The organism is Pseudomonas sp. HLG18 (assembly GCF_051903985.1).
Classification (GTDB): domain Bacteria; phylum Pseudomonadota; class Gammaproteobacteria; order Pseudomonadales; family Pseudomonadaceae; genus Aquipseudomonas; species Aquipseudomonas fluorescens_BT.
Window position 1 is genome coordinate 3,724,890 of record NZ_CP195831.1, and the last position, 15,207, is coordinate 3,740,096.

13 protein-coding genes and 1 pseudogene are annotated in these 15,207 nt (G+C 61.7%); 7 read left to right on the forward strand and 7 right to left on the reverse strand.

What is annotated here, in order from left to right; all coding sequences use genetic code 11:
• The first annotated feature begins 2 nt into the window (after window positions 1–2).
• On the forward strand, window positions 3–587 hold the full coding sequence (locus ACSPX5_RS17135) for a cob(I)yrinic acid a,c-diamide adenosyltransferase (protein ID WP_439819957.1): 585 nt from the start codon (window positions 3–5) through the stop codon (window positions 585–587).
• Window positions 588–709: 122 nt separating this feature from the next.
• Here the strand turns inward: ACSPX5_RS17135 and ACSPX5_RS17140 are convergent, their stop codons facing one another.
• From ACSPX5_RS17140 to secA, 4 genes are all read right to left on the reverse strand, one after another.
• A complete protein-coding gene (locus ACSPX5_RS17140) occupies window positions 710–1,654 on the reverse strand; it encodes a Nudix family hydrolase (protein ID WP_439819958.1) in 945 nt (314 codons plus the stop codon).
• Window positions 1,651–2,283, reverse strand: coding sequence for a glutathione S-transferase family protein (locus ACSPX5_RS17145; protein ID WP_169431637.1), 633 nt, complete (start codon window positions 2,281–2,283; stop codon window positions 1,651–1,653). The genes ACSPX5_RS17140 and ACSPX5_RS17145 overlap by 4 nt, the downstream gene beginning before the upstream one ends.
• 62 nt (window positions 2,284–2,345) lie before the next feature.
• A complete protein-coding gene (gene argJ / locus ACSPX5_RS17150) occupies window positions 2,346–3,563 on the reverse strand; it encodes a bifunctional glutamate N-acetyltransferase/amino-acid acetyltransferase ArgJ (protein ID WP_169431638.1) in 1,218 nt (405 codons plus the stop codon).
• Between the two features lie 122 nt (window positions 3,564–3,685).
• Window positions 3,686–6,424 carry a preprotein translocase subunit SecA gene (secA, locus tag ACSPX5_RS17155; protein ID WP_169431639.1) on the reverse strand — a complete coding sequence of 913 codons (2,739 nt, stop codon included), beginning with the start codon at window positions 6,422–6,424 and terminating at the stop codon, window positions 3,686–3,688.
• Window positions 6,425–6,731: 307 nt separating this feature from the next.
• Between secA and ACSPX5_RS17160 the strand changes: the two genes are divergently transcribed.
• Entirely contained in the window at window positions 6,732–7,187 is a 456-nt protein-coding gene (locus ACSPX5_RS17160; RefSeq protein WP_169431640.1) for a DUF721 domain-containing protein, read from the forward strand.
• A gap of 23 nt (window positions 7,188–7,210) precedes the next feature.
• Here ACSPX5_RS17160 and ACSPX5_RS17165 read toward each other — a convergent pair whose 3' ends face one another.
• Window positions 7,211–8,698, reverse strand: coding sequence for a helicase HerA-like domain-containing protein (locus ACSPX5_RS17165; protein WP_439819959.1), 1,488 nt, complete (start codon window positions 8,696–8,698; stop codon window positions 7,211–7,213).
• Window positions 8,699–8,886: 188 nt separating this feature from the next.
• Between ACSPX5_RS17165 and ACSPX5_RS17170 the strand changes: the two are divergent.
• The 5 genes and pseudogenes from ACSPX5_RS17170 to ACSPX5_RS17190 all read left to right on the forward strand — a co-directional run.
• Window positions 8,887–9,918 (forward strand): annotated as a pseudogene (locus ACSPX5_RS17170) (HAMP domain-containing protein); the annotation flags it as partial.
• 93 nt (window positions 9,919–10,011) lie between these two features.
• Window positions 10,012–10,776 (forward strand): methyl-accepting chemotaxis protein, encoded by a 765-nt coding sequence (locus ACSPX5_RS17175; RefSeq protein ID WP_423815185.1) that lies wholly within the window; start codon window positions 10,012–10,014, stop codon window positions 10,774–10,776.
• A gap of 158 nt (window positions 10,777–10,934) precedes the next feature.
• Window positions 10,935–12,047, forward strand: a complete 1,113-nt coding sequence (locus tag ACSPX5_RS17180) for a glycosyltransferase family 4 protein (protein WP_439819960.1) — start codon at window positions 10,935–10,937, stop codon at window positions 12,045–12,047.
• A complete protein-coding gene (locus tag ACSPX5_RS17185; protein WP_439819961.1) occupies window positions 12,040–12,816 on the forward strand; it encodes a DUF2334 domain-containing protein in 777 nt (258 codons plus the stop codon). Before ACSPX5_RS17180 ends, ACSPX5_RS17185 begins: the two co-directional genes overlap by 8 nt.
• Window positions 12,813–13,811, forward strand: a complete 999-nt coding sequence (locus tag ACSPX5_RS17190; RefSeq protein WP_439819962.1) for a lysylphosphatidylglycerol synthase transmembrane domain-containing protein — start codon at window positions 12,813–12,815, stop codon at window positions 13,809–13,811. Before ACSPX5_RS17185 ends, ACSPX5_RS17190 begins: the two co-directional genes overlap by 4 nt.
• Here ACSPX5_RS17190 and ACSPX5_RS17195 read toward each other — a convergent pair.
• On the reverse strand, window positions 13,795–13,971 hold the full coding sequence (locus tag ACSPX5_RS17195) for a hypothetical protein (protein ID WP_007951232.1): 177 nt from the start codon (window positions 13,969–13,971) through the stop codon (window positions 13,795–13,797). The two genes, ACSPX5_RS17190 and ACSPX5_RS17195, sit on opposite strands and share 17 nt — an antisense overlap.
• A 92-nt stretch (window positions 13,972–14,063) precedes the next feature.
• The gene (purU, locus tag ACSPX5_RS17200) at window positions 14,064–14,912 is read right to left on the reverse strand and encodes a formyltetrahydrofolate deformylase (protein WP_007912774.1); all 849 of its coding nucleotides are present in this window, start codon (window positions 14,910–14,912) and stop codon (window positions 14,064–14,066) included.
• Window positions 14,913–15,207 lie beyond the last annotated feature (295 nt).

A 15,207-nucleotide genomic window follows, 5' to 3' on the forward strand; every position in this document is an offset into this window, starting at 1 on the left:
CCATGGGCTTTCGCTTGTCGAAGATTTACACCCGCACCGGCGACAAAGGCGAAACCGGACTTGGAGATGGCCGCCGCGTACCCAAGGATCATCCGCGGATCGAGGCAATTGGCGAGGTCGACACCCTGAACAGTCAGGTCGGCGTGCTGCTGGCCGGATTGATTGCCGAGCGCGAAGACTGCCCCGGGCTCAACGAGTTGATCGAAGTTCTGGCGCCTTGTCAGCACCGACTGTTTGACCTGGGTGGCGAGCTGGCAATGCCGGAATATCAGGCGCTGAACACGGCAGAAATCGAGCGACTGGAAGCGGCCATCGATGTGTGGAACGAAGAGCTGGGGCCGCTGGAGAACTTCATTCTGCCTGGCGGCTCGATGCTGATTGCCCAGGCGCATGTTTGCCGCAGCCTGGCGCGCAGTGCCGAGCGTCGTTGTCAGCATTTGAATGCGATCGAGCCGTTGGCCGGGGTTGGCCTAGCTTATATCAATCGCTTGTCGGATCTGTTGTTTGTGGCGGCAAGGCTGATTGCGCGGCGCCAAGGGATTGCCGAGATTCTGTGGCAACCGGCGACCAAACCTTCAGATCAGTAGCGACGGTCGGGACGCCTTCGCGAGCAAGCCCGCTCCCACAGCTGATTGCATTCCAACAGGAAGAACTCGATCAGCTGGGGGAGCGGGCTCGCTCGCGAAGGGGCCATCAGCCTCAATACAGATCAGACCCCAGGCCAGAACGCCCGAATCCCCGCCACACCCTGCGCCCCGGCACTCCACGCTTTCTCGCGCTCGGCCGGGCCGACTCCACCCAGCAGGAATACCGGTTTGCTGAAGCCCTCGATCAACGTCGATGCCTGCTCCCAGCCCAACGGTTGCGCGTCCGGGTGAGTCAGGGTCGGCTGCACCGGCGACAGGGTGACGAAATCCACGCCCATCTGCTCGGCCAGCGCGAGCTCTTCAACATTGTGGCAGGACGCCGCCAGCCAGCGCTCCGCCGGTAGCGGACGCCCTGCGGCCGCGTACTTGCGCAGTTGCGCCGAGGTGATGTGCCAACCGGCGGACGGGAAATCCCCCAGCCACTCGAACGGCCCCTTGATCATCAACTGCGCCTTGCCGGCACAAAGGCCGACCGCGTCCACCGCCAGATCGCGGTACTTCGGATCATAGCCATTGGGTGCTCGCAGCTGGATCAGCTTGATGCCACCGGCAATCGCTTTCTGGATACCACGCAGCAACGCCGGGGTTTCCAGATCTTGCGGGGTTATCAGGTATTCAGCGGGCAGACGCGCTGCCGCGACGATCGGCTGGTTGGCCGCCGGGAATTCGTAATTCGTCAGTTCCCTGGCCGACACCCAGGCCAATGGCTGGCCTTCGGCGCCGTGGGGTTCGCCGGTGAAGCTCGAGACTTCCCAGACATCCAGCAACACCTGTTTGTCCGGGTAATCGTGGCGAACCTTGATCAGCGGGCGGGCGGCGCCGACGACAATGCCCAGTTCTTCCTGCAGCTCACGGGCCAGCGCGGTTTCCACCGACTCATCGGCCTCGACCTTGCCACCGGGAAATTCCCACAGCCCCCCCTGATGCTGGGTGTCAGCACGGCGGGCGATGAGGATTTTGCCACTGTCGTCACGAATGACGGCAGCAGCGACGTGTACACGTTTCACGACTGCAACTCCTCCAGTCCTGCCTTTTGCCAGGCCTTGAAGGCCGGCCATTGGTAGACGGTTTCAACATAGGCTTCATCTTCGGCCGGCAGCTTCACCTGATAGGTACGCAGACGCACGGCAATCGGTGCGAAGAACGCATCGGCCAGCGACACCCGACCAAACAGGAACGGCCCGGCCTCGGTCGCCGCCGCCCGGCATTCGGCCCACAGCGCGAGCATCCGCTCGACATCGACCTTCACTTCCGGCGGCACCGGATTGAGCGGTGCGTCGTGGCTCAGGTTGAACGGCATGTGATTGCGCATGGCAAAGAAGCCGCTGTGCATCTGCGCACAGGCAGAGCGCGCCTGAGCACGAGCGGCGATGTCGGTCGGCCAGAGTTGCTCGGAAGGAAACTGTTCGGCCAGGTATTCGGCAATTGCCAGCGAGTCGGCGACGGTGCCACGGGCGGTTTTCAGCAACGGCACCTTGCCGGTAGGCGAATGCTTGAGCAACCGCTCGCGGGTGTCGGGTTTGCCGAGCTTGATCAGTTCTTCGGTGTAGGGCGCGCCGGTCAGCTCAAGCGCCAGTGCCGCGCGCAGGGACCAGGAGGAAAGCAGTTTGTCGCCGATGATCAGGTGAAGGCTCATGTTCGGGTCCTTTCATGGGACAGAAGAAAAGGAGGTCCGCAGACCTCCCTCTTCGGCAGGGATCAGGTGCGGTATTCGGCGTTGATCTTCACGTATTCGTGGGACAGGTCGGTGGTCCAGATGGTTTCGCTGCAATCGCCGCGACCCAGTTCGATACGGATAGTGATTTCTTCCTGCTGCATCACCGCCGAGCCCTGGGCTTCGGTGTAGGTCGCGGCGCGGGCGCCACGGCTGGCGATGCACACATCGCCGAGGAACACGTCGATCTTGCTCACGTCCAGATCCGGTACACCTGCACGGCCCACGGCGGCGAGGATACGGCCCCAGTTCGGGTCGGAGGCAAACAGTGCAGTCTTGATCAGCGGCGAGTGCGCCACGGTATAACCGACGTCCAGGCATTCCTGGTGATTGCCGCCACCGTTGACTTCAACGGTCACGAACTTGGTCGCGCCTTCGCCGTCACGCACGATGGCCTGAGCCACGTCCATGCACACCTCGAACACGGCCTGTTTCAGCTTGGTGAACAGCTCGCCTTCGGCACGGGTGATTTCCGGCAGCGCAGCCTTGCCGGTAGCAATCAGCATGCAGCAGTCGTTGGTCGAGGTGTCGCCGTCGATGGTGATGCGGTTGAACGACTTGTTGGCGCCGTCCAGCATCAGGTTGTGCAACACGTCGCGGGAGACTTTGGCGTCGGTGGCAATGTAACCGAGCATGGTCGCCATGTTCGGACGGATCATGCCCGCGCCTTTGCTGATGCCGGTGACGGTGATGGTCACGCCGTCATGCTGGAACTGGCGGCTGGCGCCTTTTGGCAGCGTGTCGGTGGTCATGATGCCGGTGGCGGCGGCTTCCCAGTTGTTTTCCGACAGATCGTCCAGCGCGGCCTGCAAGGCGCCTTCGATCTTCTCGACCGGCAGCGGCTCGCCGATCACGCCGGTGGAGTACGGCAGAATCTGGCTGGCATCGACGCCGGTCAGCTCGGCCAGCTTCGCGGTCGTACGCTCGGCGGCGGCCAGGCCCGGCTCGCCGGTGCCCGCGTTGGCGTTGCCGGTGTTGGTCAACAGGTAGCGCACAGCGTTCTGCACGCGTTTCTTGGCCAGGATCACCGGCGCTGCACAGAAAGCGTTCAACGTGAACACGCCCGCCACGGTAGAACCTTCGGCACAGCGCATCACGACGACATCCTTGCGCCCCGGGCGCTTGATGCCGGCCGAAGCGATACCGAGTTCAAAACCGGCGACCGGGTGCAACGTTGGCAAAGGACCAAGACCAACAGCCATGAATGCGCTCCTTACTCAATGATGTCAGCACCGCCAAGCGTAGTGACGGTGGTGTAAATGGCAAAACGCCGCGACGGCTGGTGCCGGTCGCGGCGCGGGTATTTCAGCGATTGAAACGGGGTTTACTGGATCTGCCCGTGGCAATGCTTGAATTTCTTGCCCGAACCGCAGTAGCACAGCTCGTTGCGGCCCAGTTTCTGCTCGTTGCGAACCGGCGCGGTGGCCAGCGCCACATCGACCTCTTCACCGACCAGTGCTTCCGGCTGCTCCAGACCTGGCGCCTCGGCGTGTTCGAACTGCATGCGAGCAGCCAGCGCTTCGGCTTCCTGACGCAGGCGTTGTTCTTCTTCGGCCGGATCTTCGCGGCGAACCTGAACGTGCGACAGCACACGGATCGAGTCGCGCTTGATCGAATCCAGCAGCTCGGAGAACAGCGTGAAGGACTCGCGCTTGTATTCCTGTTTCGGGTTCTTCTGCGCATAACCACGCAGGTGGATGCCGTGACGCAGGTGATCCATGGTCGACAAGTGGTCTTTCCACAGGTCGTCCAGCACGCGCAGCACGATTTGTTTCTCGAAGGAGCGCAGTGCGTCGGCACCGGCCTGGTCTTCTTTCTCGTTGTACGCGGCGATCAGCTCGTTCATCAGCTTCTCGCGCAGGGTTTCTTCGTACAGGTGATCGTCTTCGTCGAGCCATTGCTGGATCGGCAGCTTCACGCCGAAGTCGCTGGCAATCGCGGCTTCCAGACCGGCCACGTCCCACTGCTCGGGCAGCGATTGTGGCGGAATGTGCGCGCTGACGGTGGCGTTCAGGACGTCCTGACGGAAGTCAGCGATGGTTTCGCCGATGTTGTCCGCAGCCAGCAACGTGTTGCGCATGTGATAGATCACTTTACGCTGTTCGTTGTTGACGTCGTCGAACTCCAGCAGTTGTTTACGAATGTCGAAGTTGCGACCTTCAACCTTGCGCTGGGCCTTTTCGATGGCGTTGGTCACCATGCGGTGCTCGATCGCTTCGCCAGGCTGCATGCCCAGGGCCTTCATGAAGTTCTTCACCCGGTCGGAGGCGAAGATGCGCATCAGGCTGTCTTCCAGCGACAGGTAGAAGCGGCTGGAACCAGCGTCACCCTGACGGCCGGCACGGCCACGCAGCTGGTTGTCGATACGACGGGATTCGTGACGCTCGGACGCGATCACCTGCAAACCGCCGGACTCCAGCACCTGCTGGTGACGCTTCTGCCAGTCGGCCTTGATCTGGGCGATCTGCTCAGGGGTCGGGTTTTCCAGGGACGCGACTTCAACTTCCCAGTTGCCGCCCAACAGGATGTCGGTACCGCGACCGGCCATGTTGGTCGCGATGGTCAGGGCGCCCGGACGGCCGGCCTGCGCGATGATCTCGGCTTCTTTTTCGTGGAACTTGGCGTTCAGAACCTTGTGTTCGATGCCTTCCTTCACGAGCAGTGCGGACATGTGCTCGGAGGTTTCGATGGTCGCAGTACCCACCAGCACCGGACGGCCGGCAGCCATGCTTTCCTTGATGTCATTGACGATCGCCGCGTATTTCTCTTCGGCGGTCAGGAACACCAGGTCGTTGTAGTCCTTACGGGCCAACGGCTTGTTGGTCGGAATCACGATGACCTGCAGACCATAGATCTGATGGAACTCGAACGCTTCGGTGTCGGCGGTACCGGTCATGCCGGACAACTTGTCGTACAGACGGAAGTAGTTCTGGAACGTGGTCGATGCCAGGGTCTGGCTCTCGGCCTGGATGTTCAGGTTTTCCTTGGCCTCGATAGCCTGGTGCAGGCCTTCGGACAGACGACGGCCGGGCATGGTACGGCCGGTGTGTTCGTCGACCAGCACGACCTGGCCATCCTGCACGATGTATTCAACATTGCGATGGAACAGCTTGTGCGCACGCAGACCGGCGTAAACGTGGGTCAGCAGGCTCAGGTTGTGCGCCGAGTACAGGCTCTCGCCTTCGGCCAGCAGGCCGATGCTGGTCAGCTGGTCTTCGATGAACTGGTGACCGGCTTCGTTGAGTTCGACCTGACGGGTCTTCTCGTCAACGGTGTAATGGCCTTCCTGGGTGACTTCGCCTTCGACTTCTTCGACATGCAGCTTGAGTTTCGGGATCAGCTTGTTGATCTCGATGTACAGCTTGGAGCTGTCCTCGGCCTGACCGGAAATGATCAGCGGGGTACGCGCTTCGTCGATGAGGATGGAGTCGACTTCGTCGATCACGGCAAAATTGAGTTCGCGCTGGAATTTCTCTTCCATGCTGAACGCCATGTTGTCGCGCAGGTAGTCGAACCCGAATTCGTTGTTGGTGCCGTAGGTGATGTCGGCGGCGTAGGCGGCGCGCTTCTCTTCCGGCGGCTGGAAAGGCGTCACGATGCCGACGCTCAGACCGAGGAATTCATACAGCGGACGCATCCAGTTGGCGTCGCGGCGAGCCAGGTAATCGTTCACGGTCACAACGTGCACGCCCTTGCCGGACAGCGCATTGAGGTAAACGCCCAGGGTACCCACCAGGGTCTTGCCTTCACCGGTGCGCATTTCGGCAATCTTGCCTTCGTGCAAGGTCATGCCGCCAATCAGCTGGACGTCGAAGTGGCGCATGCCCATGACCCGCTTGCCGGCTTCGCGGGCGACCGCAAAAGCTTCCGGCAACAGCTTGTCGAGGGTCTCCCCTTTGGCAATGCGGTCTTTGAACTCTGCGGTCTTGGCGCGCAGTTGATCGTCCGAGAGGGCGACCATCTTCTCTTCGAAGGCATTGACGAGCTGCACCGTCTTGAGCATGCGTTTGACTTCACGCTCGTTCTTGCTTCCAAAAAGTTTCTTTAACAAAGGCGCAAACATATCGGCAGGATCTTCCACACTAAAGGGATGGAGGGCGGCCCCGTGAGTCGCCCGTGCAGCCCTCATGGCCGCATGCGAACGAGCATTCTACCCGGAAACGGTGGTGAGGAAAGTGGGGATATTCCACGATGCTGGCACTGCGCTTTGACGGGGCTCACTTAAAATAGGGGCGTTTTGCTCAACTTCAAGCCGTTGGCAACAGAAGTTAGTCGTTGATTTAATGGGTAAAGCAGGGACAAAAGCAATGGGCGAGTGAAATGGGGTCCATCTGCTACCATGGCGCCTTTGCTACTTCAGGTGTTGGATCATGGCATTTCGCCCTCTTACCGCCAGAGCGCCCGCCGTTCTGCTACGCGAAGCCAGGCCGTTGAAAGCCATCCTCGGCCATGCTCAACGCCTGGCCCACCTGCAGCGTCTGCTCGACAGCCAACTGCAACCCGCCGCCCGCGAGCACTGCCATGTGGCCAAGTGGCGCGAAGGCGAACTGTCGCTGGTGGTCACCGACGGCCATTGGGCCACTCGCCTGCGCTATCAGCAAAAGCGCCTGCTGCGGCAACTGCAGATGTTCGACGAATTCGCCGGTCTGACGCGGATCAAGTTCTCGGTGCGACCTCCCGTCATCCAGTCCAGGCCATCCGGGCACACGATGGACCTGTCGACGGATGCCGCGGCGACCATTCAATCGACCGCCGACGGGATCAGCGATCCGAACCTGCGGGCGGCGCTGGAGCGTCTGGCAGCGCACGCCAAGGCCAAATCCTGACCCTGGCGCGCCCGTCACAGTTCTTAGCGGCGCTTGCTGCCACCGAGCAACGACCCCATCAATCCCCGCACCAACTGGCGTCCCAACTGGTTCGCCGCTTGACGCATCGCCGACTTCAAAGCCTGACCCGCGGCAGTCCCGAGGAATTCCCCGGCCTTGTCCGCCAGACTTGGCTCCTCGGCTGCCGGCTTGCCAGGTATTGCCTCGGCTTCAGGCCCCAGGTTCTTGCGCCCGGTGAGGATTTCATAAGCCGACTCGCGGTCGATCGGCTTGTCATAACGGCCCTTGAACGGCGAGCCGGCAATCAGCACCGTGCGTTCGGTCTCGGTCAAAGGCCCGATCCGCGACTGCGGCGGTGCCACCAGCACACGCTGAACCATTTCCGGGGTGCCCTTTTCCTGCAAGGTGCCGACGAGCGCCTCGCCAATCCCGAGTTCGGTCAATACCGATAACGTATCGAACGCCACATTCGACCGGAAACCATCCGCCACCGCACGCAGGGATTTCTGCTCTTTGGCGGTGAACGCCCGTAGACCGTGCTGAACCCGCAAACCCAGCTGTGCCAGCACGTTGTCCGGCAAGTCGCCCGGCGACTGGGTGACGAAATACACCCCGACGCCCTTGGAGCGGATCAACCGCACCACTTGTTCCAGACGCTCCTGCAAGGCCTTGGGCGTATCGCCGAACAGCAAGTGCGCTTCATCGAAGAACAGCGCCAGCAGCGGTTTTTCGGCATCGCCCCGCTCCGGCAGTTGCTCGAACAGCTCGGCGAGCAGCCACAGCAGAAACGTCGCGTAAACCTTCGGCGCTTCATGTACCAGACGACTGGCATCCAGCAAATGAATGCGTCCGCGACCGTCGGCGGCCGGTTGCAGGATGTCTTCCAGTTGCAGCCCCGGTTCACCGAACAAGGCTTCGGCCCCTTGCTGTTCAAGGACCGCCAGACGCCGCAATAGCGCCTGGCTGGAACCGGTGGTGAACAGCGCCGCGTCTTCGCCCAGCAACTGCGGATTGTCCTTGAGGTGATTGAGCAGTGCCTTCAGGTCTTTCAGGTCCAGCAGCAACAGGCCTTCGCGGTCGGCGACCTTGAACGCCGCGTACAACGCCGACTGCTGGCTGTCGGTCAGCTCCAGCAACGCACCGATCAATAACGGCCCCATTTCACTCAGCGTGGTGCGCAGCGGATGACCGGACTCCCCGTGAATGTCCCACAAGGTCACGGGATAAGCCTGAGGCTTGTAGTTGAGCCACGGCATCCCGGCGATGCGCTCGGCGACCTTGCCCTGAGGGTTGCCGGCAGCGCCGAGGCCGCACAGGTCACCTTTGATGTCGGCGGCGAACACCGCGACGCCGGCGTCGCTGAAAGCTTCGGCCAGCCTCTGCAAAGTGACGGTCTTGCCAGTGCCGGTCGCCCCGGCCACCAGTCCGTGACGGTTGGCCAGGCGCATCGCCTGGGCGATCGGTTGCCCGGCGAGATCGGCGCCGATTACGAGTTGCGAAGAGTCAGGCATTTGGTCACCCAATAGTTAATCTTTGTCGAGCATGGCCGATAGAAAGGAGTGAGAGACCCGATCAAAAGTCAGGTCCGTGATTTCCCTAAGGAGAGACGGAAATATCACTCAGCGTTCACACCTGCCCATTTTGCGCGCCTTTATAAAAGCACGCCCTGGACATTAAGACCTTAGCGGAACCCCAAGCCATGAACAAAAATCTACGCTTCAGCCATAAAATCCTGCTTGCCGCCGCCCTCATCGTCATTGCCGCCTTTGCCTCGTTCACGCTGTACAACGACTGGCTGCAGCGCAATGCAATCCGCGACGACCTGAACAACTACCTCAACGAGATGGGCGAAGTCACCGCCGACAACATCCAGACCTGGCTCACCGGGCGCATCCTGCTGATCGAGAACGCCGCACAGAACATCGCCATCAATCCCGAGCCGGCCGCCGTCGCCAGCCTGCTGGAACAGAAAGCCCTGACATCGACGTTCATGGCGTCCTACCTCGGCGACGCCACCGGGCACTTCACCATCCGTCCGGATGCGAAAATGCCGGACGGTTTCGATCCGCGGGTCCGCCCCTGGTATAAGGGTGCCGAAAGCAGCAGCACCTCTACCCTGACCGAACCGTACATCGACGCCGCCACCGGCCAGACCATCATTTCCATCGCCACCGCCGCGAAAAAGGCCGACCAGAGCGTCGGCGTGGTGGGCGGTGACCTGAGCCTGCAAACCCTGATCGACACCCTCAGCGCCCGGGACTTCTCCGGCATGGGCTATGCGTTCCTGGTCAGCGCCGACGGCAAGATCCTGGTGCACCCGGACAAGGCCCTGGTGATGAAATCGCTCAAAGAAGCCTATCCGCAGGACACCCCGCGCATCAGCAGCGATTTCAGTGAAATCACTGTCGACGGCAAGACCCGCATCGTCACGTTTGCCCCGATCAAGGGCCTGCCGTCGGTGAACTGGTACATCGGCCTGTCAGTGGACAAGGACAAAGCGTTCTCGATGCTCAGCCAGTTCCGCACCTCGGCCGTGATCGCGACCGTGATTGCGGTGGCGATCATCATCGCCCTGCTCGGCATGCTGATCCGCATCCTGATTCAGCCGCTGCACGTCATGACCCGCGCCATGGAAGACATCGCCGACGGCGAAGGTGACCTGACCAAACGTCTGACCATTCAGAACCAGGACGAATTCGGCGTGCTCGGCACGGCATTCAACCGCTTCGTCGAGCGGATTCACGGTTCGATCCGCGAAGTGTCGTCCGCCACCGGGCAAGTCAACGAAGTCGCCCTGCGCGTGGTCGCGGCGTCCAACTCGTCGATGTACAACTCCGACCAGCAAGCCTCGCGCACCAACAGCGTGGCTGCCGCGATCAATCAGCTCGGTGCCGCCGCCCAGGAAATCGCCCGCAACGCCGCACAAGCCTCGACCCAGGCCAGCGACGCCCGTGGCCTGGCCGAAGACGGCCAGCAAGTGGTGGATCGCAGCATCAAGGCAATGAATCAGTTGTCGAGCATGCTCAGCGCGTCCAGCAGCAACATCGAGTCGCTGAACAGCAAGACCGTGAACATCGGCCAGATCCTGGAAGTGATCACCAGCATTTCCCAGCAGACCAACCTGCTGGCGCTCAACGCCGCCATCGAGGCTGCGCGTGCCGGTGAAGCCGGCCGTGGATTTGCCGTGGTAGCGGATGAAGTACGCAACCTTGCCCACCGCACCCAGGAATCGGCGCAACAGGTGCAGACCATGATCGAGGAGCTGCAAGTCGGCGCCCGCGAATCGGTCAGCACCATGAGCGACAGTCAGCGCCACAGCCAGGACAGCGTGGAAATCGCCAACCTGGCCGGCGAGCGCCTGAACAGCGTGACCCAGCGTATCGGCGAAATCGACGGAATGAACCAGTCGGTGGCCACCGCGACCGAGGAACAGACCGCCGTGGTCGAGTCGATCAACGTGGACATTACCGAGATCAATACCCTGAACCAGGAAGGCGTCGAGAACCTCCAGGCAACCTTGCGTGCCTGCTCGGATCTTGAGCAGCAGGCTTCGCGATTGAAGCATCTGGTTGGCAGCTTCCGCATTTAAAGCCGCTCTGCCGGTCGTCTTCGTCGTTCGTTACCATCCGACGAAGACGGCCAACAATCCCTCCGAAACCAGCCCTGCACCCCACCGCGAAACCCCGACCGAACATCTATTCTTGATAAGGGTCAACCTAGGGAGATCAACGCGGAGGGTCGTTTACTGTGCATATCGCCGACATCACCATGTTCTACGCCCCGGCCAGCGGCGGCGTGCGCACCTATCTGGACGCCAAGCACCGTCGTCTGGGCGTGAAGCCCGGGATCCGCCACAGCCTGCTGATCCCCGGCGCGCGTTACGGCGAGCATGATGGCGTTTACACAGTTCCCGCCCCCGCCCTGCCCTTCGGCAAAGGCTATCGTTTTCCCCTGCGCCTGGCCCCGTGGCGAAACGTCCTGCAGGACTTGCAACCGGATCTGATCGAAGTCGGCGATCCGTACCTCACCGCCTGGGCCGCGCTCGATGCGCGTCGGCAACTGGATGTGCCGGTGATCGGTTTCTATCACTCCGACCTGCCGCTGTTGGTGGGCAACCGAATGGGCCACTGGGTCACGCCGAATATCGATGCGTATGTGCGCAAGTTGTACGGTAATTTCGACCGGGTGCTGGCGCCCAGCCAGGTCATGGCCGACAAGCTCAGCGGGCTGGGCGTGCGCAACGTCTTCGTGCAGCCGCTGGGCGTTGACCTTCAGACCTTCCACCCCGATGCCCGCGACGCCGCATTGCGCAGCGAACTGGGGATCGCCGAGGACACGCGCCTGTTGATCTTCGCCGGTCGGGGCTCCAAAGAGAAAAACCTGCCGGTGCTGCTCGATTGCATGAAGCGTCTGGGCCCGCGTTATCACCTGCTGCTGGTCGGCTCGTCGATGCCGGCGTCCGTCCCGGACAACGTCAGCGTGATCGACCGGTTCTGCCCGGCCACCCAGGTCGCACGCCTGATGGCCAGTGCCGACGCGCTGATCCACGCCGGCGATCAGGAAACCTTCGGCCTGGTGATTCTGGAGGCCATGGCCTGCGGCATTCCGGTGGTGGCGGTGGCGGCCGGGGCGTTCGAGGAAATCGTCAGCGAATCCTGCGGCCTGCTCTGTGCGCCGAACAATGCGCAAGCCATGGCCAATGCCGTGCGCGAACTGTTCAGTCGCGGGACTGGCTCACTTGGTCAACAGGCACGCCAACATGTCGAGCGCAATTACGCCTGGGACACCGTGGTCGACAGCCTGCTGGGCCACTACCACGCCGTACTCGGCGATTCGGCTCCGTGGGTGGCCAATGGCTGAATCTCACGAGTGCCCGGCGGTGATGCTTGTGCTGCATGACGTGGCCCCCTCCACGTGGGCCGATTATCGAGGATTCGTCGACGCCGTTGACCGGTTGGGCAACGTACCGATGACGTGGCTGGTGGTCCCGGACTTCCATCGACACGATGCCCTTGAGGCTCACCCGGCGTTCTGTCGAATGCTCGACGAGCGCGTCGCACGCGGCGATGAACTGGCCTTGCACGGCCATTTCCATGAAGACACCGAACCCGGCCCGCGAACGGCGCGCGACTGGTTCATGCGCCGGGTCTACACCCATGAAGGCGAGTTTTATCAACTGTCCCGTGAAGCCGCCCTCGCCCGCCTGCACCCCGGCATCGATCTGTTTCGGCGCCACGACTGGCCGCTGCACGGTTTCGTCGCCCCGGCCTGGCTGATGAGCGCCGGCACGCGCCAGGCACTGCGCGAACTGCCGCTGCGCTACACCAGCGATCCGCAGCATCTTTATCACTTGCCGGATTTCACTGCGGTCGAGGCCCCGGGACTGGTCTGGAGCGCACGCAGCGCCTGGCGTCGCGGCATGTCGAAGGTCATCAGCGAACAGCGTGAGCAGCGCTGGCGTCAGGCGCCGGTGATTCGTCTAGGCTTGCACCCGGTGGACATGCGCCATCGGTTTTCCCGGGATTACTGGTGGCGCACCCTTGAACGACTGTTGGCGGACGGACGCGTGCCCATGACCAAAATCGACTGGCTGACGCGCCAGCGCACTCAAGCCGAGCGTGCCGCTTGAGTCGCGGCATTCTGTTACTGATCGGCCTGCTGGTGGCCGTGGCGGTGCCCGTCCTGCTCGGCGGCGGCGAGACTTTGGAGCGCTTGCAGGCTTTTCCGCTGAATTGGCTGTTGATCATGTTCGCCATGGTGCTGCTGTGCTGGGGCATCAACACCCTGCGCCTGCGGCTGCTGCTCGGCGATCAGCGTGACCGGGTCACGCCCGTGAAAAGCCTCGGGGTGGTGATGGCGGCCGAATTCGCCTGGTGCGCCACGCCCGGCGGCAGCGGAGGGCCGTTGACGATCATGGCCCTGCTGGCGCGCAGCGGCGTGCGCCCGGCCCGGGGCAGCGCCGTGTTTGCGATGGATCAGTTGAGCGATCTGCTGTTTTTTCTCTGCGCCCTGAGCGGGATCCTGATCTACGCGCTGTTCCAGCATCTCAGCGGCCGTATGGAATGGCTGCTGACCGTCAGTGCCCTGTCGTTGACCGGCGGTCTGTTCAGTTGCGTGCTGGTCGCGCGCTATCACCGTCGATTGATTCGCCTGAGCGGACGCCTGCTGGCCGGGATGAACGTCGAACCGCGTACCCGACGGCGCTGGGCGCGGCAGTTGCTGCACTTTCTGGCCGCGTTCACCGATGCGCTGAAATTGCCGTGGCAGACATTGATCAAGGTGTTCGTCCTGACCTGCGTGCATTGGTCGCTGCGTTACAGCGTGCTGTATCTGGCGCTGCGCGGGCTGGGGGCGGATGTGCAGTGGGCCTGGACGTTTCTGATTCAGATGCTTTCGCTGGGTGCGGGGCAGTTCAGCCTGCTGCCGGGCGGTGCCGGTGCGGCGGAATTGACCTCGGCGGCGCTGCTGGCGCCGATGGTCGGCAAATCGACCGCGGCGGCGGCGATCCTGATCTGGCGGGTGGTGACGTATTACTTCTACCTGCTGGTGGGTGGCCCGGTGTTTCTGTTGATGCTGGGCAGGCCGTTGCTGAAAAAATTGCTGAGCGTCAGACAGGCTTCTTGAGGTCGTCCTCTTCGTCCTTGAGTTGCTCCCACAGTTCGGCAGCGCCAGGAAACTCCGTGCCGTCCTCCGGGCTCAGGTCATCCGGGTCATAGCGGCTCAGGCAGCCTTCGCCAAGGGTGGCGGGGGCTTTGGAAGTGGCTTTGTCCAGTGGATCGCTCATGAACGCTTCCTCACAGGGCTGCAACAAGGCAAAAAAAAGGGCCTGAGGCGATTGAACGCCCAGGCCCTTTGTTTTTCAACCGAAAGCTTCGATCAGAACACCACGGTCTTGTTGCCGTGCACCAGCACGCGGTCTTCCAGGTGATAGCGCAGGCCACGGGCCAGCACCATCTTCTCGACGTCACGGCCGAAACGCACCATGTCTTCAATGCTGTCGCTGTGGCTGACACGCACTACGTCCTGCTCGATGATCGGGCCGGCATCCAGCTCTTCGGTCACGTAGTGGCAGGTTGCGCCGATCAGCTTCACGCCGCGCAGCGAGGCCTGGTGATACGGCTTGGCACCGACGAACGACGGCAGGAAGCTGTGGTGAATGTTGATGACCTTGTGAGCGTATTCGCGGCACATGTCCGGCGGCAGGATCTGCATGTAGCGCGCCAGCACCACCACTTCGGCGTCATGCTGCTTGACCAGGCGCGACACTTCGTCGAAGGCCGGCTGCTTGTCCTGCGGATTGACCGGGACGTGGTAATAAGGAATGCCGTGCCACTCGACCATGCTGCGCAGGTCATCGTGGTTGGAAATCACGCAGGAGATCTCGCAATCGAGTTCATCGCTGTGCCAGCGGTGCAACAGGTCGGCCAGGCAGTGGGATTCACGGCTGGCCATCAGCACCACGCGCTTCTTCTGCTCGGTGTCGGTGATGCGCCAGTCCATCGAGAACTCTTCGGCGATCGGCGCAAACTTCTCGCGCAATACCTCGATACCGAAAGGCAGGGAATCGGCACGGATTTCGTGACGCATGAAGAACCAGCCGACCTGATTGTCCGAGTGGTGGCTCGCTTCGGTGATCCAGCCATTGTGGGCCGCCAGAAAATTACTGACTTTGGCAACGATGCCAACGCGGTCCGGGCAAGAAATCACCAGCCGAAAAGTGCGCATGAGGGGGAAACTCCAGAACTTCGCAAAGGCGGCCATTCTAGCGACTGCGCGGGAAAACTGCAGTATTGATGCCCCCCGGAACCTCGCGGCAGTCCGTCACAGATTTTTTGACGCTGGCAAACGCCAGAATGATGGCGCAGCAATAGCCATGCATGAACAGTCCTGTGTGAATATCTGTGAAGACTCCATCACAATATTTAACTGAACATTCAATTCAGGGCTTTTCAACGTAACTAATTCAAATAAAAACCCCGGTTAAATGTTTACTTGATGAAACAGCCTGACTATTATTGCG